The 21741-nt window shown below is 71.8% G+C and carries 19 protein-coding genes; 13 read left to right on the forward strand and 6 right to left on the reverse strand.

Annotated features, from left to right (window positions below; genetic code table 11):
• Positions 1 to 77: 77 nt before the first annotated feature.
• Positions 78 to 914: an alpha/beta hydrolase family protein gene (locus YIM_RS33450; protein ID WP_194239843.1), complete on the reverse strand. Its 837-nt coding sequence runs from the start codon at positions 912 to 914 to the stop codon at positions 78 to 80.
• A gap of 160 nt (positions 915 to 1074) precedes the next feature.
• On the opposite strand from YIM_RS33450, the gene YIM_RS33455 reads away from it, so the two are divergent.
• The gene (locus YIM_RS33455) at positions 1075 to 2325 is read left to right on the forward strand and encodes an MFS transporter (protein ID WP_255462747.1); all 1251 of its coding nucleotides are present in this window, start codon (positions 1075 to 1077) and stop codon (positions 2323 to 2325) included.
• Here YIM_RS33455 and YIM_RS33460 read toward each other — a convergent pair.
• On the reverse strand, positions 2245 to 4311 hold the full coding sequence (locus YIM_RS33460; RefSeq protein ID WP_153034114.1) for an MMPL family transporter: 2067 nt from the start codon (positions 4309 to 4311) through the stop codon (positions 2245 to 2247). The genes YIM_RS33455 and YIM_RS33460 overlap by 81 nt on opposite strands.
• A gap of 331 nt (positions 4312 to 4642) precedes the next feature.
• Between YIM_RS33460 and YIM_RS33465 the strand changes: the two genes are divergently transcribed.
• The gene (locus YIM_RS33465; RefSeq protein WP_153034115.1) at positions 4643 to 5845 is read left to right on the forward strand and encodes a CdaR family transcriptional regulator; all 1203 of its coding nucleotides are present in this window, start codon (positions 4643 to 4645) and stop codon (positions 5843 to 5845) included.
• A 19-nt stretch (positions 5846 to 5864) separates the two neighbouring features.
• Entirely contained in the window at positions 5865 to 8525 is a 2661-nt protein-coding gene (locus YIM_RS33470) for an AAA family ATPase (RefSeq protein ID WP_153034116.1), read from the forward strand.
• On the opposite strand, the gene YIM_RS33475 is transcribed toward YIM_RS33470, so the two are convergent.
• Both YIM_RS33475 and YIM_RS33480 read right to left on the reverse strand, forming a co-directional pair.
• Complete coding sequence (locus YIM_RS33475) at positions 8522 to 9391, reverse strand: S9 family peptidase (protein ID WP_228004171.1); 870 nt, start codon at positions 9389 to 9391, stop codon at positions 8522 to 8524. The two genes, YIM_RS33470 and YIM_RS33475, sit on opposite strands and share 4 nt — an antisense overlap.
• Before the next feature lie 75 nt (positions 9392 to 9466).
• The gene (locus tag YIM_RS33480) at positions 9467 to 10120 is read right to left on the reverse strand and encodes an isochorismatase family protein (protein ID WP_153034117.1); all 654 of its coding nucleotides are present in this window, start codon (positions 10118 to 10120) and stop codon (positions 9467 to 9469) included.
• A gap of 105 nt (positions 10121 to 10225) precedes the next feature.
• Here YIM_RS33480 and YIM_RS33485 point away from each other — a divergent pair, with 105 nt between their 5' ends.
• From YIM_RS33485 to YIM_RS33530, 10 genes are all read left to right on the forward strand, one after another.
• A complete protein-coding gene (locus tag YIM_RS33485; RefSeq protein WP_153034118.1) occupies positions 10226 to 11266 on the forward strand; it encodes a GlxA family transcriptional regulator in 1041 nt (346 codons plus the stop codon).
• Positions 11267 to 11346: 80 nt separating this feature from the next.
• The gene (locus YIM_RS33490) at positions 11347 to 13695 is read left to right on the forward strand and encodes a helix-turn-helix transcriptional regulator (protein WP_153034119.1); all 2349 of its coding nucleotides are present in this window, start codon (positions 11347 to 11349) and stop codon (positions 13693 to 13695) included.
• Between the two features lie 123 nt (positions 13696 to 13818).
• On the forward strand, positions 13819 to 14973 hold the full coding sequence (locus YIM_RS33495; protein ID WP_153034120.1) for a hypothetical protein: 1155 nt from the start codon (positions 13819 to 13821) through the stop codon (positions 14971 to 14973).
• Complete coding sequence (locus YIM_RS33500; RefSeq protein WP_153034121.1) at positions 14970 to 15341, forward strand: hypothetical protein; 372 nt, start codon at positions 14970 to 14972, stop codon at positions 15339 to 15341. The genes YIM_RS33495 and YIM_RS33500 overlap by 4 nt, the downstream gene beginning before the upstream one ends.
• Positions 15338 to 16144 (forward strand): ESX secretion-associated protein EspG, encoded by an 807-nt coding sequence (locus tag YIM_RS33505; protein WP_153034122.1) that lies wholly within the window; start codon positions 15338 to 15340, stop codon positions 16142 to 16144. The genes YIM_RS33500 and YIM_RS33505 overlap by 4 nt, the downstream gene beginning before the upstream one ends.
• 32 nt (positions 16145 to 16176) lie before the next feature.
• Positions 16177 to 16524: a YbaB/EbfC family nucleoid-associated protein gene (locus tag YIM_RS33510; RefSeq protein WP_153034123.1), complete on the forward strand. Its 348-nt coding sequence runs from the start codon at positions 16177 to 16179 to the stop codon at positions 16522 to 16524.
• Positions 16521 to 16841: a type VII secretion target gene (locus tag YIM_RS33515; RefSeq protein ID WP_153034124.1), complete on the forward strand. Its 321-nt coding sequence runs from the start codon at positions 16521 to 16523 to the stop codon at positions 16839 to 16841. Before YIM_RS33510 ends, YIM_RS33515 begins: the two co-directional genes overlap by 4 nt.
• On the forward strand, positions 16838 to 17848 hold the full coding sequence (locus tag YIM_RS33520) for a hypothetical protein (protein ID WP_153034125.1): 1011 nt from the start codon (positions 16838 to 16840) through the stop codon (positions 17846 to 17848). Before YIM_RS33515 ends, YIM_RS33520 begins: the two co-directional genes overlap by 4 nt.
• Positions 17845 to 18966: a serine hydrolase gene (locus YIM_RS33525; protein WP_153034126.1), complete on the forward strand. Its 1122-nt coding sequence runs from the start codon at positions 17845 to 17847 to the stop codon at positions 18964 to 18966. Before YIM_RS33520 ends, YIM_RS33525 begins: the two co-directional genes overlap by 4 nt.
• Before the next feature lie 40 nt (positions 18967 to 19006).
• Entirely contained in the window at positions 19007 to 19768 is a 762-nt protein-coding gene (locus tag YIM_RS33530; RefSeq protein ID WP_153034127.1) for an MBL fold metallo-hydrolase, read from the forward strand.
• Position 19769: 1 nt separating this feature from the next.
• Here the strand turns inward: YIM_RS33530 and YIM_RS33535 are convergent, their stop codons facing one another.
• Complete coding sequence (locus YIM_RS33535; protein WP_228004172.1) at positions 19770 to 20780, reverse strand: YdcF family protein; 1011 nt, start codon at positions 20778 to 20780, stop codon at positions 19770 to 19772.
• Positions 20777 to 21634: a phosphatase PAP2 family protein gene (locus tag YIM_RS33540; protein ID WP_153034128.1), complete on the reverse strand. Its 858-nt coding sequence runs from the start codon at positions 21632 to 21634 to the stop codon at positions 20777 to 20779. Before YIM_RS33540 ends, YIM_RS33535 begins: the two co-directional genes overlap by 4 nt.
• Positions 21635 to 21741: the final 107 nt, after the last annotated feature.

The following is a 21741-nucleotide window of genomic DNA, read 5'->3' on the forward strand; positions in this document are numbered from 1 at the left end:
GACGCAGATCACAACAACTTGAGGAGTCGGTTTGTTTGTCACGACGGTTCAGGTTCACCGGCGGCGCCGGTGAACCATCACGCACATTTCTCACCCTGCGTGAGTGCGGAGGTGAGGAATTCCCACGACCGGCCCAGCTCTCGCGACCACGACGGCCAGTCGTGCGTACCCGGCCCGAAACTGGTGCGCACCGGCGCACCGAGTTCGGCCATCCGCCGGGCGAAGTCGTGGCTCGTCGGTGCGATCAGCCGCTCCAGCAGGCGATCACCGGGCGCCGGCGGATCACCCGGCACCCTGGTGCCGTCACCGGCCGCGATGTACAGCGGCGTGTCGACCAGCCGCTCGGCCAGCCGGTACGGGTTGTTCTCCGCCCACAGCGCGCGCTGGTACCACCGCGACCCCCACATCGCTCCCATCCGCTCGCCGACGCTGCGCAGGAAGTACCGCAGCAGCAAGGGAACTCCGCGCCGGGTGGTGTGCAGCAGGCCGCTGTAGGACGCCACGGCCCGGAACATGCCCGGGTTGCGCGCGGCGTAGACGACCGCGCCGTAACCGCCCATGGACACACCCGCGATCGCCCTGGCCGTACCGGCGCCGTACCTGGTTTCCAGCAGCGACCGCAGCTCCACGGTGTGGAATCGGTGCCAGGCCGGGGAAAGCGGGCGCCGCCAGTCGGTGTAGAAGCCCGCCCGGCCGCCTTCGGGCAGCACCACGAGCAGGCCGCCGGGGTGCGCCAGTGCCCGGTCGACGATGTCCGTGCGGTCGAGCCAACAGGAGGGGACGTCGTCCCCGCCGTGCAGCAGGTGCAGCACCGGCCAGCCGCGCCGCGTGCCCGGCCGCCAGTCCGGCGGAGTAACCAGGCCGACGGTGACCGTCGTATTCAGTGCCGACGAACGGACGGTTATTCCGAGCACATTCCGGCGGGCCGGACGTTCCGCGATCACTTCGATTTCCATCGCTCTCCCAGCTATTGATATCGGCGGTGCCCCGCGATTAGCATCGGCGTTCACCATGATGCGGCTCAAGCCCCGAAATCATCCCGCTCTGCTACTGGTCACCGTTTCCCTCGGTGGCGTGATCGTCGGACTCGACGGCACCGCGCTCACCATCGCCGGACCGGACATCGCGCGTGACGCCGGTGCCTCGCTGGCCGAACTGCAGTGGATCGCCAACGCCTACCTGGTGGCGCTCGCCATCGCCCTGTTCCCGGCGGGCAGGCTGGCCGACCGGATCGGCAGGCGGCGCGTTTTCGTCGCCGGGGTCGCCGGGTTCGGCGTGGTCTCGCTGCTCATCGCGGTGAGTTCGGCCGCCTGGCTGCTGATCGCGCTGCGAGCGGTGCAGGGGGCGTGCGGCGCGCTGCTGCAACCCGCCGCGCTCGCCCTGCTGCGGGCCTCCTTCTCCGGCAAGCGCCTCGATCTCGCGCTCGGTGTGTGGGGCGGGGCGGGCGCGTTGTCCATCGCGGCGGGACCGGTCGTCGCCGGGCTGATCGTCCAGAACTTCGGCTGGCCGATGGTGTTCCTGGTCAACGGGCCGATCGCCGCGGTCACCGTGGTCTTGGCGCTGTGTGCCGTCGGTGAGTCGCGCGCGGCGGGCAGGCCGGGGCGCCCGCTGGAACTCGTCCGCGCGCCCGGGGTCGTGCTCGGCACCGTCCTCATCGGACTGATCTACTTCGCCCTGTACGGCTTGCTCTTCTTCCTCACCCTCTATCTGCGCAACCTCCGCGGCTTCGATCCGGTCGCCACCGCCGAATGGCTGCTGCCGCTGACCGCCGTGCTGGTGCTCAGCGCGCCGGTCGGCGGTGCCCTCACCGCGAAGTTCGGGCCCCGGTGGCCCGCTGTCGGCGGCCTGGTCCTGGTACTGCTGGGCATGCTCGGTTTCCTCGCCATCGGCACGGCGACCACGCAGGCCGAAGTGCTGCCCGCCGCGCTGGTGCTCGGTTCCGGCACCGGGGTGGCGCTGATCGCGGCGACCCAGGTGGTCATCGCCAACGCCCCGGTGGCCATGTCCGGGCTCGCCTCCGCGTTGCAGCAGGTGGCCACGCAGGCCGGTGGGGTGGCCGGGATCCTGGTGCTCGGCGCGGTCGTTTCGTGGCAGGTGGGCGAACTGGCCCCGCCCGGCACCGACGTCGGCCTGGCGGCACAGGGCATCGGCGGCGGTTCGGCCGCGTTCGTGCCCGGCTTCCAGGCCGCCGTCATCGCGGCCGCGGTGGTGATCGCGGCCGGGGCGGTGCTGGCCACCCGCACCTCAGACCGCCCCTCGGCGCAACCGGCCGGGCCACCAGATCGCCCGTCCGATGTGGACGGTGAGCGCCGGCACCAGCAGTGACCGCACCAGCAGCGTGTCCAGCAGCACGCCGAACGCCACCAGGAACGCGATCTGGGCCAGGAAGAGGATCGGCAGCACGGCCAGCGCGGCGAAGGTCGCGGCCAGCACCACCCCGGCCGAGGTGATCACCCCGCCGGTCACCGTCAGCCCGCGCAACGTGCCTTCCCTGGTCCCGGCCCGGCGCGCCTCCTCGCGGACCCTGGTCACCAGGAAGATGTTGTAGTCCACGCCCAGCGCGACGAGGAACACGAACGCGTAGAGCGGCACCGAGGGATCCGAGCCGGGGAAACCCAGTACCTCGTTGAACACCAGCGCCCCGACGCCGAGCGTGGCGGCGAAGGACAGCACCACCGTGCCGATCAGCACCAGTGGGGCCACCAGTGCCCGCAGCAGCAGGGCCAGCACGAGGAACACGACCAGCAGCACCGCGGGAATGATCACCCGCCGGTCGCGTTCGGCCGCCTCGGTGATCTCCTGCTGGATCGCGGTCCGCCCGCCCACCCAGACCGGCGCTCCCGGCACCGCGTGCACCGCTTTCCGGATCTCCGCCAGGGTTTCGCGTGCCTCCGGCGATTCGGCGGGCGCGGTCAGGGTCGCGTCGAGCTGCACCAGGTTCCCGGCCGGGGCCCCGGCCCGCACATCGGCCACACCCCGCACCCGCGCCGCCGTGGCCACCGCCGCCGCGACCCCGGGTTCGGTGATGATCACCACCGGATCCCCGGCCCCGGCCGGGAAGTGGCGCTCCAGCACCTCCTGCCCGGCGACCGCCTCCACCCGGTCGAGAAAGACCTCGGGCTGCCGCACCCCGCTGGAGCGCAGCGTTCCCGCCAGCACCGCCAGCCCGGCCAGCACGAGCACGCTGAGCACCCACACCGGCCGATACCGGCGGCCGACCAGCGCCGCCACCCGGCCCCACAGCCGCGGCCCCGGCTTCGCTCTTGGCCGCGCGGGCCAGAAAGCCGCGCGTCCCAGCAGCACCAGTGCCGCGGGCAGGAAGGTCAGCGAGACCAGCAGGGAGGCGGCGATGCCGATGGCCGCGACCGGGCCGAGCCCCTGGTTCGACGAGAGTTCGCTGAACAGCAGGCAGGCCAGGCCGAGCACCACCGTGCCCGCGGACGCGGTGATCGACTCGGCCGACGAGCGCACCGCGGCCGCCACCGACCGGCTCGGGCTCACCGCGGTCGCGAACTCCTCACGATGCCGCGCGATCAGCAGCAGCGCGTAGTCGGTGGACGCGCCGAACACCAGGATGAACAGGATTCCCTGGCTCTGCCCGTTGAGCGTGAGCACCCCGTTCGCCGCGAGCGGGTGGATCACCAGCGCCGAGACGACCAGCGCGAGGCCCGCGGACGCCAGCACCACCACCGGCAGCAGCGGGCTGCGGTAGACCAGGACCAGCACCAGCGCCACCACCAGCGCGGTGACCACCAGCAATCGCCCGTCGATCCCGGCGAACGCCTCGCCGAGGTCCGCGGTGTACCCGGCGGGTCCGGTCACCCGCGCGGTCAGCCCGGCCGGGAGGTCCGCGCGGACGACGTCCCGCATCCGCTCCACGGTCCGCCCGGCCTCGAAACCGTCCACCCCGGAAACCGGCACGGTGACCAGCAGGGCCCGGCCGTCGTCGGCGCGAACGGGTGCCGACGGCGGGCCGGTCAACCCGGCGAGCCGGGAAACCTCGGCCACCCGCGCGGCCACCGCCGTGCCGTCGGCTTCGGTCAGCCCGGCGGGCCGGTCGAACACCACGAGCGCGAGCTGGATCTTCCCGCCCATGATCTTTTCCTGCAGCCGCACGACTTCGGTGGCTTCGGCGGTCGCGGGCAGGAAGGATTCGCCGTCGTTGCGCTGCACGTGGCTCAGTGCGCCAGGCGCACCGCTGCCCACCGCGCCCAGCACGAGCCACACGACCAGCACGAGTGCGGGCAGCCACCGGCGGCGCACGCCTGCCGGGCGAGAATCCGGCAGCAGCCCGGGGGTGTCGACGCGCATCGGTGATCCGCCTCTCCGTTCGATGTATTCGGTGCCCGCTGTGCCCGCAGTGCCCGTCCCCGGGCGGTTACACTCCCACCGGTATTCGCGGAGCAAAACCGCCGGACCGCTGATTTCCGGCACATTCGGCCGTCCGGCGGAAAGTGAACGGCGACTCGAACCAGCGCTCCGCCTACCCCACTTCGGCTTACCTGTCACGGAGGTGATAATTCGCCGCGCGCACTTGTGCGGGGGACGACAACCTGTCCCGCGGCGCGCACATCTGTGCTATCCATGAAGTTCCCGAGTTCCCGAAGCGGTCCGGATAAAAAACGAGGAGAGGCCGCGACCGATGTCGAATTCGTCCCGTGACGATCAATTCCCGTGGCGGGCGCTGCCCCCGTCGGTGGCGTCCTGGCTGCGCCCGGAGATCCCCAAGGTCGCCGAGGAGATGATCACCGCGATCCGGCGGGAGGTCCCGGCGTACAACCGGCCGATGTCGGGCAGCTTCGGCGCCGGTCTCCGGCTGGGCGTGGAACAGGCACTGCGGCAGTTCGTGGAGCTGATCGCCGACCCGGACGCGCCACAGGCGCACAACACCAAGATCTTCCGGCGGCTGGGCCGGGGCGAGCTGCAGGAGGGCCGCAGCGTCGACGCGCTGCACGCCGCCTACCGCGTGGGTGCCAGGGTCGCCTGGCGCCAGTACGCGAACGTGGCCAGGCGGGCCGGGTTCTCCGCCGACACCACCGGCATCCTGGCCGAAGCCGTGTTCACCCACATCAACGACATGGCGGCCGAGTCGGTGAAGGGCTACACCGACGCGCAGGCGGCCACCGCGAACACCCGGCAGCGGATGCGCGAGCGCCTGCTCGCACAGCTGATCTCGGACACCCCGGCGTCGTGGAGCGCGGTCGAGGACCTGGCACGTCAGGCGAGATGGCCGCTGCCCGCGACCGCGGCCTGCGTCGCGGTGGAACCGGCCGACGGGGCACCGGTCGAATGGCCCGCCCTGCCCCCGGCCGTGCTGCAGTCGTCCGACGAGGCCGAGCCGTACCTGCTGGTACCCGACCCGGACGCGCCGGGAATGGAGGCGTCGCTGCGCGCCGCCCTGCGCGGCACCAGCGCCGCGCTCGGCCCCACCGTCCCGATCGCCATGGCCCACCACTCGCTGCGCTGGGCCCGCCGCGCGCTGCAGCTGGTCCAGCGCGGTGCCATTTCGCCGAAACCGCTGGTCTCCTGCGCGGACCACCTCAGCGTGCTGCTCCTGCTCACCGACGAGCAGCTGGCGCAGCAGCTCAGCGACCGGGTGCTGCTGGTCTTCCGCGACATGACGCCCGTGCAACGCGACCGCCTGGAGTCGACCCTGCTGGCCTGGCTCACCTCGACCGGCCGCAGCGCCCCGGAGGTGGCGACCCTGCTCGGCACCCATCCGCAGACCGTCCGCTACCGGATGCACCAGCTGATGGAGTTGTTCGGCGACCGGCTGAACGATCCCGATTTCCGGTTCGAGGCGGAAGCGGCCCTGCGTGCCCGCACCCTGCTCGGCAATGGCTGAATGTCGGAAAAGGGCACTGATGAAATGTAAGTTGCCCGGCCGGCGGGCGGAATGCGAAAAGATCGGCGGCCTGCTGTCCGATATCGCCGCGGGCGCGGGTGGCGGACTCGTGCTGCACGGGGAAACGGGCATCGGAAAGTCCGCACTCGTACGATTCGCCATCGCGGAGGCGGCCGATTTCACCGTTCTCCGCATCACCGGTCACGCAGCGGAATCAGCCGTCCCGTTCGCCGCATTGCACCACTTGCTCCAGCAGTTGTCCGGTGAAACCTCACGCCTCGCACGGACGCTGGAAGAAGGCGCGCACGAAGGCCTCGCCCTGCCCGCCGAGGTGCTCCGCTCGTTGCGGCAGGCGGCGCGGCAGCGTCCCGTGCTGTGTGCCGTGGACGACGCGCACCAGGTCGACGAGCCGTCCCTCCGCGTACTGTCCTTCGTGGCCAGACGGGTGGGGAACGACCGCATCGGAATGCTCTTCACCCACAACGACGAAAGCTGCGACGGCGGCCCCCTCTCCGGGCTTCCCTCCCATCGGCTCCTGCCACTCGACCAGCAGGCGAGCCGGGAAGTGCTGGTGGCCACCGTGCCATTGCCGGAGGTGCGCGCGGCCCTCGCCGAATCGGCGATGGGCAACCCGCTGGCGCTGACCGAGTTGGCCGCGTCGCTGACGGCCGCCCAGCTCCGGGGCGAGCTACCGGTACCCCGGACGCTGCCGCCGTCCGGCCGCCTGCACCGCGCCTACCGGGCCCGGCTGGCCCGGCTGCCCGCCGCGACCAGGTCGCTGGTCCTGCTGGCCGCCGCCGATGATCCGTCCGATGTGGACACCCTGGTCCGCGCGGCGGCCTCGCGCGGGGTGGACATCGCGGCACTGGAGCCCGCCGAGTCGGCCGGGCTGATCCGCGTCGAGAACACCACCGTGGTCTTTTCACCGCCGTTGCTCCGCTCGGCCGCCTACCACGAAGCGACTGTCGCCCAACGCGGAGCGGCTCACCGGTGCCTGGCCGAGGCGCTGCCCCCCGGCACCCTGCGGCAGGTGCTGCACCGCGCCGCCACCGCGACCGGCCCGGACGAGGAACTGGCCGCCGAGCTGGCACGGGCCGCGGCCGAGCCGGTGCGGAGTTTCGCCACCGCGTCGCGGGCACTGGAACGGGCCGCCGACCTGACCGCCGACGCGGACACCGCGGCGATCCGGCTGGTGGCGGCCGCCCGGCACGCCTGGCGCGCCGGTGAACCGAGCCGGGCGCGGCTGCTGCTCCACCGGGTCGTCCCCGTCGACGTCCGAGCGAAGTCGAAGGTGCTGGCCGGCGAGATCGAACTGCGGGTCGGCGCGGCGGGCGCGGCGCGCCGCACGCTGCTGGCCGCGGCGGACGAACTGGCGGACCGCGATCGGCACCTCGCACTGGCCGCGTTCATCCGCGCCGGCGAGGCGTTGTGCCTGTCCGGCCGCTATTCCCGCTACCCGGAACTCGCGCGGCGGGCGCTGGCGCTGCGGCGCCCGGACGAACCGCCTGAGGTGGAAGCGATGTTCGACCACCTCGCCACCTTGTCCGCGACCTTCCGCGGTGCCCACAGCCTGGCGGTGGACTCGTCGCGGCGCCTGCTCGCGCTGGCGCCCACGCTCGACGACGCCGACGCGCTGACCAGGACCAGCACGGCCGCCATCTTCCGCGGTGACGAAGCGCGGGCGCTCGAACTGGCCACCCGGGCGATCCGGGTGGCACGGGCGGACGGCGACGCGTCCGCGCTCCCCCAGGCCATGGAGGCCGCCACGCTGGCGGAGTTCGCGCTGGGCCGCTACGACAATCCGGCGACCGGACTCGACGGGCTCCGGCTCGCCCGGGAGAGCGGGCAGGACAACCTCGCCGGCAACTACCTGGCTCTGCTCGCCGCGATCGCCGCGATGACCGGTGACCGGCGTACCTGCCTGATGCGGCTGCGAGCGGCGTCGAACCGGTTGTCCGGGCACGGAATCGGCCGCGCGGAGGCGTTCCGCACCTGGGCGCTGGCCGCGCTCGCACTGGCCGACGGGCAGTACGCGGACGTGGTCGCGCGGCTGCGCGGCACGACCACCGGCAACGGCCACCTCATCGTGGGGGTCGCGGCCACCCCGCACCTGGTCGAAGCAGCCGTCCGATGTGGACAGCGGAACGTCGCGGCCGAAGCGCTCGAGGTGTACGACGCGTGGGCGGGCAGCACCGGCAGTCCGCACTGGCTCGCGCTGTCGTCCCGGTGCCACGCGCTGCTCGCCGACAACGCGGGGGAAGCCGAGGAGCGTTATCGCGAGGCGCTGGCCCGGCACGGCACCGGCGCGTTCGAGCCGGCCCGGACCGAACTGCTCTTCGGCGAGCACCTGCGCCGCCGTCGCAAACCCAAGGCGGCGCGGGAGTTCCTGCAGAGCGCGCTGACCACGTTCGAACGGTTCGCCGCCCGGCCGTGGGCCGCGCGGGCCACCGTGGAACTCCGCGCGGCAGGCGAACCGGTTCGACCCCGCCGCACGCGCCCCGGCCAGGCGCTCACGCCCCACCAGGCGCAGATCGCCCGCCTGGTGGCCGACGGTGCGACAAACCGGGAGGTGGCCGTCCGGATGGCCATCAGCACCCGGACGGTGGACCACCACCTGCGCAACATCTTCGCCAAGCTGGGCGTGCGGTCGCGGGTCGAACTTGCGAAGTGGATGCGTTAGCAACTGTTGCTGCGGAAGTCGGAGACGGCGCTACCGCTGAAGCCGCAGACGTACGGTGAGAACCGGTTGTCGGCGCTGACGTGGCGTTTCAGGAACGACACCACCGCACGCGAGACCGTCGGATCGGACGAGTTCGGGAAGAAGTGGTTGGCACCGGCGCGTTCCAGGAAGGATTTCGGGCCGCCCAGGGAGTTGTAGAACGGGATGGCGTGCGAGTCGGGTGACGCGACGCCGTCGTTCTCGCCGCCGATCAGGAACACCGGCTCGTTCACCTGGTTCCAGGACTTGTCGTTGTGCCACGGGGCGAGCGGGACCCCGGCCTTGACCACCCCGCTGGTGTCCTTGGCCAGCGCTTCGAGCGTGCCGCCGCCACCCATGGACCATCCCGCCACCCCGCGCCGGGTGCCGTCGGTCTTGCCGCGTACCGCGGTCGGCGACGAGTTGACCGCCCAGTTCAGCGCCGCGAGCAACTGGTCGCCGCGGGAGGTCGGGTCGTCCAGGCCGCTGTTGGTGTTGGCGCCCACCACGACGAAGCCCCATGAGGCCACGCGCGGGCCGAGCCAGCTGATGCTGCTCCAGTCGGACAGGAAGCCGGGAACCATGGCCACCACGGGGTACTTGCCCGAGGCCGTCGGGTAGTACACGGTCCCGCCGCCGAAACCGGACTGGCCGGTGATGGTGCTGGAAGTGGTGGAGAAACTGCCGCTGCCGGTGATGTTCGAGGGGGTGGGTGCCTGGCCGATCTCGTCGGCCGAGGCCGGGGCCGGTACCAGCGCCAAGGCGATCGTCAGGGCGGTGACCGCCTTGGCGCTCCGCCGGAACCGGGGGTTTCTGCTGCCGCTGGGGGTGGAAGTCGGTGACTGCACTCGAGCTCCTTTGCTCGCGCGGGGGAACCGTCGAGCACATCGTGAGTGCGAACCCGGCCGGCGGCATCGGTGAAATCACCGGCCTCGATGGCCACCGTGATCGGCAACGCCCTGGACCGCCGAGCTGCCCAGATCGCTCTTCGGCAGCGCGTGCGCACCGGAAACCGCCGCCGTCCAGTCGCCGGTGGTCGTGACGGCGGCGAAGTTCGAGTGGAGCAGCACCATCAGGGTGTCGTGGACCTGTCGCGCCGAAACGGAACCGGCCTCGTTCGACAGGTGCACGGCGCCCGTCGCGTCCTTCAGCACCTCGACGGTGAAGCCCAGCGGCTCGGCCGCGGCGGCGGAGGCGAGAACGCAGTTGTTCGTCATGTAGCCGACCAACGTGATCGTGTCGATTTCGTTGGCCTGCAACCACTCGGTGAGCCCGGTGCCGGCGAAGACGCTGGAGAAGCTCTTCACGATCTCCGTGCCCTTGCCGCGGTCACGCGCCGCCACGTCGGGGTGGAGCGCGGCCGCCTCGGACCCGGCGGCGAACACGGGGGCGCCCTCGGGCAACTCGTGACGCACCGTCACCACGGGCACCTCGTAACGGACGGCGGCGTCGATGGCCTCTAGGAGCTTCGCGCGGGATTCGTCCCGAGGCGGGTACTGCACGGCGAGCGGCCGGTTGTCGTCGAAGTACTCGTTCTGCGCGTCGACGACAACGAGGGCGCGGCGGGGCTGGGTCACGGTGTCTCCGTTCCGGGGGTTGCCTTGGTCGTGTCCACGATGGCGGGGCGCGGCGGGTTACCGTGAGTGGCACGTATGTCATTGATCGATGGGATCGCGCCAAGCATGAAGATCGCTGTCTACGCCTTCGACGGCATCACCACCTTCCACCTCGCCGCCCCGCTCCTCGTGTTCGACGAGGTGTCACGCCAGGGCCTCGCCCCGGACTGGGGCACGACCGTGTGGAGCGCGGACGGGCGCTCGATCCGGACATCCGAAGGCCTCGTGGTCGACGGGCTGGCTTCCGCCGACGTCGTGGCCTCGGCCGATCTGGTCGTGCTCCCGTCGTGGCCGGCGGATCTGCCGCCGCCGCGGCCGGAACTGGCCGAGGTGATCCGGGCGGCGCACGGGCGCGGCGCCGGGGTGCTGGGGCTGTGCCTCGGTGCCTTCCCGGTGGCGAGCGCCGGGCTGCTCGACGGGCGGAGCGCGGTGACCCACTGGGCCGCGGCGGCGGACCTCGCCGCCGGTCATCCGGCGGTCACGGTGGAGGCGTCCGCGCTCTACCTCGACCACGGCGACGTGCTCACCTCCGCCGGCACGGCGTCCGCGCTCGACGCGTGCCTGCACGTCGTCCGCCGTCACCTGGGCACCGCCGCGGCGGCGACCGTGGCACGGCATCTGGTCATCGCCCCGCACCGGGAGGGCGACCAGGCCCAGTACATCGAGCGCCCGGTGGCCGGTCCACTCGGCGCGACCGACCCGATCGGCGCCACCCTGGACTGGGCGGCGGCCAACCTGCACCGGCCGCTCTCGGTGGCGGACCTGGCCGGGCACGCGCGGATGAGCACCAGGAACTTCGTCCGCCGGTTCCGCGAAACCACCGGCACCAGCCCGGGCCGGTGGGTCACCGCCCGCCGCCTCGACGAAGCGCGGCGACTGCTGGAGGTGACCGCGTGGACCGTCGCCCGCATCGCCGAAACCTGCGGCTACGACAGCGTGGTCACCTTCCGGCAGAACTTCGTCCGCGCCTACGCCACCACCCCGACCTCGTACCGGCAGCGGTTCGCGGGCCGTTCTGTGCAAGACCCGCGCGCCGCGGCGTTTCTCGCCGGGCGTCGCCCGGCGGTGCCCCCCACCGCTCCGAAAGGCTGTCACTGGACTGAATGATGCGGCCGCCTGCCGTATTCGGCTGGTTGGTTTCTCACTAAGATCACCATGCCCGCTTACCCGTATGGAGGATCTCCGACGTGGCAAACCGTTTCGGTGTCCTCCTGCGTGATGCGCGACGACGGGCGGGACTGACCCAGGACCAGCTGGCCGCGCGGTCCGGCGTCGGCGTGCGGACCATCCGGCGGCTCGAAAACGGCAGCGGCAACGATCCCCGCATCGGCACGGTGACCCTGCTCGCCGACGCGCTGGACGTCGCACCGGACGAACGCCGCAACCTCCTCGTCGCCGCCGGTGGCACCCCGCCGCCCGAGCCCGAACCGCCCGAACCCGTCGAAGCGGCACCGCCCACCGCCCCGGTGCCCGGCCGCCTGCCCGCGGTCCCGGCGGAGGTCTCGGCCGCGGCCGACGACCTGGCCAGGGTCATCGCCACCCAGTTGCGGCGCGAAGAAGAACTGCGTCGGGTGAACGACCCGTTCCCGTTGCCGGTGCGGTGGCGGCAGGCGCCGGAACACCTGGCCGACCACTGGGACAACGTCTGCCGCGTCCCAGCCGGGGTGACCGCCACGCCGCTGGACCTGTCCGGCGAAGTCGGTGACACGGCCGAGGCCTACCGGCGCGTGCCGTCGCGGCGACTGGTGGTGCTGGGGCGCGCCGGGTCCGGCAAGACCGTGCTGACGCTGCGGTTCGTGCTCGACACGCTCGCCACCCGAACCCCGGGCGACGCGGTCCCGGTGATCTTCAACATCGGCTCGTGGAACCCGACCTCGACGCCGTTGCGCACCTGGCTGGTCGAAATGCTGCAACGCGACCACCCCGGCCTGGCCGCCGCCGCACCCGGCGGCGCGACGCTCGCGGCCGTACTGGTCGACACCGGGCGCATCCTGCCGGTGCTCGACGGCTTCGACGAGATCGCCGAGGGCCTGCACCGCCCGGCACTGGAAACGCTCAACTCGCTGTCCATGCCGCTGCTGCTGACCAGCCGGTTCGGTGAGTACGAGCGCGCGGTGACCATGGTCGACGTGCTCACCTCGGCCGCCGTGGTCGAACTGACCGACCTCACCCCGGACGACCTCGCCGGTTACCTGCCCCGCACCGCCCGGCGGGTGAACGGCAGCGCGGCCACGGCGTGGGACCCGGTGCTGGAAGCGTTGCGCGAGAGCGAAACCGGCCCGGCCGCCAATCTCGCCGCGGTCCTGCGCACCCCGCTGATGGTCGGGCTCGCCCGCACGGTCTACAGCGATCCGCGCGACCGCGATCCGGCGGACCTGCTCGACGCCGACCGCTTCCCCACCACGCGAGCACTCGAAGAACACCTGCTCGACACCTTCGTCCCGACCGTCTACCACGGCCGGCCCGGGCACGACGACAACACGCGACACTGGGACGTCGAGCGCGTCCGCCACTGGCTGGGCTTCCTCGCCGACGACCTCGACCGGCGTGGCACCGGCGACCTCGAATGGTGGCGGCTGGGCGCCTCGCACCTGCGCCCGAGATCGCGCGTCCTGCTGGTGATGGCACTCGCGTGGCTGGCCACCACCCTGTTCGTGTGGCTGGTGTTCACCCCGCTCAACACGTTCCTGTACGACTGGCCGTTCCGGCCGTACGTCGTGTTCTTCGACGGGCTGATCGAAGGCCCGGTGATCGCCCTGCCGTGCGGGCTGCTGTACGGGTTGTTCGTGCTCCGCAAGAGCGGGTTCGTCGCGCCGGCGCGGGTCCGCGTGCGACTGTCCGACCGGTCGGCGAGACAACCGGGGATCCGGCGGAAGGTCGTCGTCAGGTTCCTGGCCGGTACCGCCGGCGGCATGCTCGCCGGTGTCACCTACGCGCTCACGGCCCAGCTCGTGAGCGCGATTTCGCCCGACATGTCCGTCGAGGACGACCAGGGCCTGCTCATCCAGGAGACGGTGTTCAGCGCCGCCGTCTACGGACTGGCCTTCGGCCCGGCCTGCGGGCTGCTGCTGGCGCTCGTGGTCGTGCTGGAAACACCGGCGAACCTGACCACGGCCACCAGCCCCGCCGATCTGCTCACCGTCAACCGGTCGACCGCGCTGCGCCTCGCCGTGCTGCTCGGCCTGGCGCTCTGCCTCGCGATCGCGTTCGGCGGCTTCGCCGTCATCAGCGCGCTGGACGGGCTCCAAGACCCGCACCTCGACCTCCGCTGGACACCGAGGGCCGGCGTGCTGCTCGGGATCACGGCGGGGTTCGCCGCCGGCTTCGCCTACCTGATCAGCTTCACCGCGTGGGGGCAGTGGCTGATCTTCGCCCGGTTCCGCCTCCCGCTCATCGGCCGGTTGCCGTGGGCGGTGAGCACCTTTCTCGAAGACGCCTACCGACGGGGCGTGCTGCGCCAGTCCGGGGCGGTCTACCAGTTCCGCCACGCCCGGCTCCAGGAACACCTCGCGAAGGCCTACCGCGCCGGCCGCTGAGGCGTTTTACCTGGTCAACCCCACCGGCCATGCATGGCCGGTGCATGCCCTTCCACGCGAACCCCGCCCGGCCCGAGCATGGTCCACGCCGAGGAGCAGTGGTTTCTGGAAAGGGGATCCGGGGTGGCGAGCGAGACGGCCTCGACGGGCACGTCCAGCGTGTGGGACAGGTACTTCGGCCAGCAGGCGGCACCGGCTGGCAGCGTGAACTGGGAGGCGTACAGCCACGAAGAGCTGTACCAGATGTTGTGGCAGGACGCGGACGTCGCCGACGTCAGCACGATCGCCGCGGAGTGGTCCCAGCACCGGGTGGCACTGGTCAACCACGCCGAGGTGCTGCGCGAGCAACGGGCCGCGCTGCTGGAGGGGTGGAGTGGTTCCGGCGCCGAGGAGGCGGCGCGCCGGCTCGGCGTGCTCGCCGACCGGGTGGACACGCTCGCGGCACTGGCGCAGGCGGGTGAGCAGGCCGCGGGGCAGGCCGCCGACGCGCTGTCCATGGCGCGGGCGATGATGCCGCCACCGCCGGGGGATCCGGCCGCGCCGATGACCGACGCGGTGACCAACTGGGCGGGCATCACCGGACCTCCGCCGCCGATGGGGCTGGGTTCGACACCTTCGATACCGATGGCGCCACCGCCACCGGCACCACCGATCCCGGGCACCGGCACCGCGTTCGGCGCGGTGGGTGGCGCCGGGTTCAGCTTCTACGCCGGCGCCGGTGCGACGGACATGCAGAAGCAGCAGGCGGTCCGCGCGATGCAGACCTACGAATCCAGCCTGACCGACTCCAGCACGATGATCAGCCAGGCGCAGAGCACGATCCCCGCGGCGTCGACGATGCCCGCCAGCACCAGCACCACGCAGGCGGCGAGCACGACGGCGACCAGCCCGTCCTCGTGGCAGAACCTGGTCGGCGCCACGGAGACCGGCACCGTTTCCCGGACCGGCAGCGTATCCGGGGGCCTCGCGGGAGGCGCCATCGCCGGAGCGGGACCGGCGGGTGGACCGAACTACGCCGCCCCGCTGGGACAGGGCATGCGGAGCGGCTCGATGGCGATGCCGGGCGGGTCCACCGCGGCGGCGCGGATGGCGGCCGAAATGGCGGCTGGCCGGTCGGGTGCGATGGGCGGCATGGTGCCGCCCGGCGCCGGTGGTGGCCGCGGATCGGACGACGAACGGCACGAGAACCAGTTGCCGACCATCGACCACGGGCTGTTCCCGGCCGCCGAGCCGGGCAGCGAAGCGGTCATCGGCCTGCCGCCGGAGGAGATCCGATGAGCAACAGCGGGATCAATCTCGAACTGGATCTGCTCGACCAGCGGATCTCCACCCTGACCGAACTCGGCGATCTCACCGCCGACCTGGTGGCCACGGCGTGCCGGCTGGCCGAGCGGCTGCCGATGCTCGGCACCGCGCCGCCCGCCGTGCACCTGGCGATGCGGTTGCGCGAGGCGGCCGGCAGCTCCGGCCTGGCCGGCGAGATCGAGGCCACGGTCCGGGAGGTGCGCGAGTACCAGGAGATGCTGGCGCAGGCCAAGGGGAAGTACCAGGCGCACGACGAGCAGTCCGGCAAGGACATGCGGACCAGCGAGGAGTCCGGCGGCTCCGGTCACCCGGACAAGCTCGGCGCGGGACGGGCGTCATGACGGCCGCGACCGACACCGGCAGCGCCCGCTTCGAACTGGTCGAGCTGGACCTGCTCGGCACCTTCGCGGGAGCACGTCTCCCGTTTCCGTTGCGAGTGCCGTCGTTCGGCCGGATCGAAGGCGAGCGCAAGGCGCTGCTCGCCGCGGCGGGACAGGCGCTGGCCGAACGGGGGCTCGCCGACGCGGACGGACCGGCCGGTGTCGCGGCGGACCTGGTGACCGCACTGCGCGAGCACCGGAACGCGGTCGACCTGGTGGTGGTCGACGGAGCCGCGGTGACCGGCGTGGTGGCGATGGTCCTCGGGCAGCACGCGGTGGTGTGCAGCCAGTCGATCGGCGGCGCCCCGGGCCCGGTCACCGTCGCCAGGGTCAGCGCCGCCGCGCTGACCGGCGAGTTCACCAGCCGGATCCCGCCGCTGGAGGCCGCGCCCACGATGCCGCTCACGTTGCCGCCCGGGGTGGTCGGCGACGCGACGCGGTTGCTGGAGAACACGGCGGGCATCGCCGCACCACGGCAGCAGGTGCGCACTCTGGTCCGCGAACGCGGCGGTGACGAGACCACGGTCGACGCGCTCGTCGGCCTGCTGGCGTCGGTACCGGGGCGCGGGCAGCTCGGCGCCGTCGTCCGGTCACCGGCAGGCACCACCGAGCGCCCGCTCGAACTGTCCTGGCTGGACAGTCCACAAGGGAGGGTCCGGGTGGACCACGACGCCAGTGGCTGGGTGAGCGTCAACCCGCTGCGGCACAGCGAACTGGTCCGGGTGCTGCGCGAGGCGGCCGCCCCGCGCCACACGACGAGCTGAAACACCTACGGGGAACGGAGAAGGGCAGAACCATGGATCCAGCACAGTGGCTGGCGGACTACCGCGACCGCCTCGAACGGGCGGCGGACGGCGCCCGCCAGGCCAGCGAGAGCCTGCGGCAGGCCGGGGCGACCGCGCGGTCTCCACGAGGCGAGGTCACCGTCACGGTCAGCGCCACCGGTGCGTTCGAGGGAATCCAGCTGACGCCGATGGCGCGCAAGCTCGAAGCCGAGGCGCTGTCCGGGCTCATCGTCGCCACCGCGCGTGAGGCGCAGCGGATGGCCGCCTCGCAGGTGGCCGAGGTGATGGCGGGCTATCTCGGGGACAACTCGGCGCTCACCCGGATCACCCAGCACCTCCCGGCGGAGGTCGTGCGATGACCGCGCCGCAGTCGTCCGAAGTGGACCCGGAGCAGCTGCGGGCGCACGCGAGCAGGCTGGCCGCGCACGCCGACCAGCTGTCCTCGATCGGCGCCGCGCTGCCCGGTGAGATGGGTGCCCAGTCGCTGGGCGCGTTCGCGCAGTTCATCACCACCGGACTGGGTGCCGCGATGACCGAGACGATGGGCGCGTTCGCCCACGCGTCGTCCACTTTGGACAAGGTCGGCGACGGGATGCGCCGGGCCGCGGACCGCTACGAGCACACCGACGAAGGCCACGCCGACCGGATCGCCGGTCTCGAGGAGGGTTCCCGATGAAGGGCACGGCGACGGAGGAGGCCCCCGCCTCCGCGGTGGAGATCAACACGGCGCTCGCGGACCTGCGGATCGCCAAGGACTCCGTCGGCAACAAGGAATGGCTGTCGGGGGATCTCGCCGGGGAGCCCACTGTCTCGCTCAGCATGCTGGGGTCGACGGCCAGTCCGCTGTCGGCCTTGGCCAGCGCGGGCTGCGACTTCCTGACGCCGGTCATCTCGTTCCTGGAGGAGCCGCTCGGCCAGCTGCGCGGCGAGCCGGATTCGGTGTCGGGTCCCGCCGGGCAGCACGAGCAGGCCTCGCAGGGCGCGAACACGGTGGCCGACGGTTACGGCTCCACCGTGGCGAACGAGACCAGCGAATGGTCGGGCGGTGCCAAGGAGAACTACACCGAAACGGCCACCAAGGTGGTCGACGGCATCAAGGCGATCGGCGAGGCGGCGGCGACCAACGCGGCGGCGATCACCGCCGCGGGTGAGGTGGTCGCGCAGGTCGTGGACATCGTCACCCGGCTGATCACCGAGGCCGTCGGCAAGATCGTGCCGATCATGACCGAGGCGATCGCGGCGGCGCCCGCGACCTTCGGCGCCAGCATCGCGCAGGCGATCCCGCAGTGCGTGGCGATCGCCGTCGACTACGGCGGGCAGATCGCCGGAAAGCTGGCCGCGTTGCTCTCCAGCGGCGAGAACCTGGTGAAGCTCATCGAAGGCGCGGTCGGCGTGCTCGACGTCGCCAAGGAGGGGCTCAGCGTCATCGGCGACCTGGCCGGTGGCTCGTCCTCGTCGTCGTCCAGCAGCCAGGACGGCTCCTCGGCGACGGACGGCGACAGCCAGCCGGAGAAGGACAAAGACAGCGACAAGGATAAAGACACCGACAAAAACAGCGACAAAGACACCGACAGCGACAGCGACACCGAGAAGGACAGCGACAAGGACAAGGACACCGAAGAGGACACCGTGCAGAACCCGCTGGACGGCGAGTGGATCCCGGTCAAGGAGGACCAGGCATGACCAAGCGCACCCGGCGGCGACTGGCCGGGCTCGCGTGCGGTGCCCTGGCCGCGGTGGCCCTCGTCGCGCCCGTGGCCGTCGCGCACGCCGAGGACCACGCGGCCACTCAGGATGTGCTCAACCGGTACCAGCAGAAAGCCGGTCCCGGCGCGGCCGTGCACGCGGGCCGGGGAGCCGAGGCCTGGACCCTGTCCAGCGGGTCCGCCAGCATCAGCCAGAACCGGCCGATCACCTCGGCCGACCACTTCCGGATCGGCAGCCAGACCAAAACGTTCACCGCCGCGGTGGTGCTCCAGTTGTTCGACGAGGGCGCCGTCGATCTCGACGCGCCCATCGAGCAGTACCTGCCGGGAGTGGTCACCGGCAACTACGACGGCACCGTGATCACCGTGCGGCAGCTGCTCGACCACACCGCCGGGCTGACCCGCGACGCCGCCGGGGCCAAGGCGGAGGCGGACGGCACGTACACGCTGGCCGCACTGGTGGGGGCGGCGATGGACGACGCGCCGCAGGGCGCACCCGGCGCCGGGCACAAGTACTCCAACGCCGGTTACCTGGTGCTGGGCATGCTGGTGGAGAAGCTCACCGGGCAGTCCATCGGCGGCGCGATCACCGACCGGATCATCACCCCGCTCGGGCTCACCGGCACCTCGTTCCCGGCCCGCGGGGAGCGCGCGCTGTCCACCCCGTTCGTGCCCGGCTACCAGGGCATCCGGGTCGGCGGCTTCTTCTTCTGGTTCGACGCGACCACCCTGGTCGAGTTGTCCACCTGGAGCTCGGCCGCCGCCATGGAGTCCACTATGGACGATCTGGTGAAGTTCCAGCGCGAACTGGCCGGCGGCGGGGTGGTCTCGGCGAAAGCGCTCGCCGAGATGCGCACCACGGTGCCGGTCGCGCCGGGCGCGCCACAGGGCTACGGGCTCGGCCTGTTCACCATGCCCCTCTCCTGCGGCGGGCAGGCCTGGGGGCACAACGGGGTGCTGCCGACCGGGCACGCGTCGATCACCATGGTCACCGACGACGGCCGGTTCGCCTCGGCGGTGACCAACGCCAACTTCATCCCGGCGGATCCGTCGGCGCTCGACGTCGTCGACACCGCCCTGTGTGAAGGGGAATAACCCGGCGCTTCGCGAGCCCAGGACGGCATAGGCTGCCGGGATGAGCAGTGATCTCCGGCTTACCGTCCTGGGCTCCGCGACGCCCTACGCGAGTGCGGACAACCCGTGCTCCGGCTACCTGGTGACCGGCGGCGGCACGCGTCTCTGGCTGGACGCGGGCAGCGGCACGCTGGCCCAGTTGCGCCGCCACACCCGGCTGGACGAACTGGACGCGATCTGGATCTCGCACCTGCACGCCGATCACAGCGCGGATCTGCTCACCGCCTACTACGGCGCGCTCTACGCGGACATCCGGCTCGCCGCGCCCATTCCGCTGTACGGCCCGCCGGGGATCGCCGACCGGCTGGCCCATTTCCTCACCAACACCGCGACACGCAGCCCGGTGGAATCCGCCTTCGCCGTCCACGAACTGCACGACGGGCACTCAGCGCGGGTCGGTGCCCTCACCCTGACCAGCCGGGCCGTGTCGCACGGCATGCCCGCGTTCGCCGTGCGCATCGAGGCCGCGGGCAAGTCGCTGGTCTACTCCGGGGACTCGGCCCCGTGCCCGAGCCTCACCGAACTCGCCGAGGGTTGTGACGTGCTGCTGTGTGAAGCCGACAGCGCACAGGCCGAAAGCGAGCCGGTGCACCACACACCCGAAGACGCGGGCGACACAGCCGCCAAGTCCGGGGCGAGCCGCTTGATCGTCACGCACGTCGGCCCGTTCCTCACCCCGCAGCAGGCGATCTCCCGCGCGTCGACCCGCTACGACGGCCCGGTCGACTACGCATCCCCCGGAGCCACGTTCCCGATCGGCTAGCTCACAGCGCGCTCACGACCTGGGAGAGCACGATCAGCCCGCACACGGTGAAGTTGAAGACGCGGTGCTCGGCGAATATCGCGATGAACTCGCGAATCGTGGCGCTGGGCCAGAAGTAGCCCGCGGTGCGCGAGCCGATCACCTGTCCGTCGAGTTTCGCCTTGCGGGCGAGCAGGGCTGCCCGCAGCACGTGGAAGTTGTTGGTGACGACCACGCACCGGTGCCCGGGACGGTGCTCGGTCATGAGTTCCCTGCTGTAGACCAGGTTCTCCCAGGTCGTCCGGGAACGGTCCTCGAGCAGGATCCGGTCTCGCGGCACACCCCGCTCGACCAGGTATTCGGCCATGGCGTGGGATTCGGGCAGGTCCTCGTCCGGGCCCTGCCCGCCCGAGGTGACCAGCACCGGGTCAGCACCGCGGGCGCGGGCGGCGTCGAACGCGCGCCGCCCGCGGTCCAGCCGCCCGGCCAGCAGCGGCGGCACCCGGTTGCCACCGAGCAGTCCGGCGCCGAGCACCACGACGAAGTCCACCCCGCGGCGGCTGCGGATCCGGCCGTAGACGATCGAGTACAGCAGGAAGCACACGAACAGGAACGACACGTAGAACAGCAGGGCGCTGACCGTCATCGCCAGCACGTCCAACGGTTTCCAGCCGATCTGCCCGACGGCGAAGTTGACCGGGACGTACGCGATGATGCCGATCCCGGCCGCCAGCGAGAGCAGGTTGGCCGGTCGCCGTCCTTCACGCCGGAGCATGGTGACGCCGTTGCAGATCAGGAACACCCCGAGCGCCAGCACGGTCAGCGGGATCAGCACGAGCACCGAGAACAGCAGGATCGCCGCTGCGGTCTCGGATATCGACGCCACCACGAACAACACCCCGGCCGCGAAGAACACGAGGGCGAAGAACAGGTAGAAACCGTTGCGCAGCTTGCGCCGGTCGCGAAGGAAGCTGACCAGGAAGAGCAGGAAGAACGCCGCGGCGACGAGGAACGGGATCAGCAGCGGGTTCACACGACCTCCAGCCGGCGCCAGGTCGCCAGGAAAACCAATGCCGTCGCGATGGAGAAGAACGACGCGAGCGAGTTCGCCGCGAGGTAGACAACGTAGGCGTCGCCGGAAACCGTCGCCGCCAGTCCCTGCGCGACGAGCGGCGCGCCGATCAGGATTCCGCCCAGTACCAGGAAAGTCACGCCGCTAAGTGCGGTGAAGACCACGATCAGCACACGCGGGATCCGCCGCGGCCCGTCGTGACGGCGCACCAGACCACGCCGGACGAGCCACAGCGAGGCGAGGCAGGCCACGGCCAGCGAGACGGCGTCGGCGGCCACGGTGTCGGACAGGCGGTGCCACTTCGCGGTGACCGTGTAGGCGCCGATGCCGACCGCCCACGACAGCACGAAGAACATCGCCACGCCGCGCCACCGGTAGGGCACCACGAGCAGCGCGGCGAACAACACGGTCATCGCGATCGTGGTGTGCCCGCTGGGCAGGCTGTTGTCCGCGTAGTGCCCGGTGACCGGCACCAGCGGCGGTCGCGGCAGCAGGAACCGCTTGAGCGCCTGGGTGATCACCTGCCCGGCGACGATCAGCCCGACCGCGGCGAAGGCGAGGGCGAACCGGCGGCGCAGCACCCCGACCAGTCCGACCGCGACCACGGCGGCGGCCAGCGAGTACACGGTGATCCGGCCGAGGGCCTGGTCGGCGGTGTCCCGATCGCCCGCGCCCGCCTCGTCGGCACCGCGCAGGGCCGCGTTCTCCAGCAGCTGACCGGTGGAGGTCCGCACCGCCGGCAGGTACACCGCCGCCACCACCAGCGCGCTGACCGCGGCGACGACCACCCAGCGCCGGACCGGCACCTCGGCCACGTCACCCCTCCCCCGCGTTCGGGCTTCCGGACGCGAGGAATTACATCATGTGGAGTAATGAGCCGCGTACCGACAGTGCGCACCTCCGATTCGGAGAGTGGTCCAGG

The organism is Amycolatopsis sp. YIM 10 (assembly GCF_009429145.1).
Classification (GTDB): Bacteria; Actinomycetota; Actinomycetes; order Mycobacteriales; family Pseudonocardiaceae; genus Amycolatopsis.

Excerpts from the sequence above, each read along its gene's own strand:
- YIM_RS33465 (WP_153034115.1), top strand. The coding sequence starts at position 4,643 with ATGTCGAATTCGTCCCGTGACGATCAATTCCCGTGGCGGGCGCTGCCC.
- YIM_RS33520 (WP_153034125.1), top strand. The coding sequence starts at position 16,838 with ATGAAGGGCACGGCGACGGAGGAGGCCCCCGCCTCCGCGGTGGAGATC.
- YIM_RS33470 (WP_153034116.1), top strand. The coding sequence starts at position 5,865 with ATGAAATGTAAGTTGCCCGGCCGGCGGGCGGAATGCGAAAAGATCGGC.
- YIM_RS33525 (WP_153034126.1), top strand. The coding sequence starts at position 17,845 with ATGACCAAGCGCACCCGGCGGCGACTGGCCGGGCTCGCGTGCGGTGCC.
- YIM_RS33460 (WP_153034114.1), bottom strand. The coding sequence starts at position 4,311 with ATGCGCGTCGACACCCCCGGGCTGCTGCCGGATTCTCGCCCGGCAGGC.
- YIM_RS33530 (WP_153034127.1), top strand. The coding sequence starts at position 19,007 with ATGAGCAGTGATCTCCGGCTTACCGTCCTGGGCTCCGCGACGCCCTAC.
- YIM_RS33485 (WP_153034118.1), top strand. The coding sequence starts at position 10,226 with ATGAAGATCGCTGTCTACGCCTTCGACGGCATCACCACCTTCCACCTC.
- YIM_RS33515 (WP_153034124.1), top strand. The coding sequence starts at position 16,521 with ATGACCGCGCCGCAGTCGTCCGAAGTGGACCCGGAGCAGCTGCGGGCG.
- YIM_RS33505 (WP_153034122.1), top strand. The coding sequence starts at position 15,338 with ATGACGGCCGCGACCGACACCGGCAGCGCCCGCTTCGAACTGGTCGAG.
- YIM_RS33500 (WP_153034121.1), top strand. The coding sequence starts at position 14,970 with ATGAGCAACAGCGGGATCAATCTCGAACTGGATCTGCTCGACCAGCGG.
- YIM_RS33510 (WP_153034123.1), top strand. The coding sequence starts at position 16,177 with ATGGATCCAGCACAGTGGCTGGCGGACTACCGCGACCGCCTCGAACGG.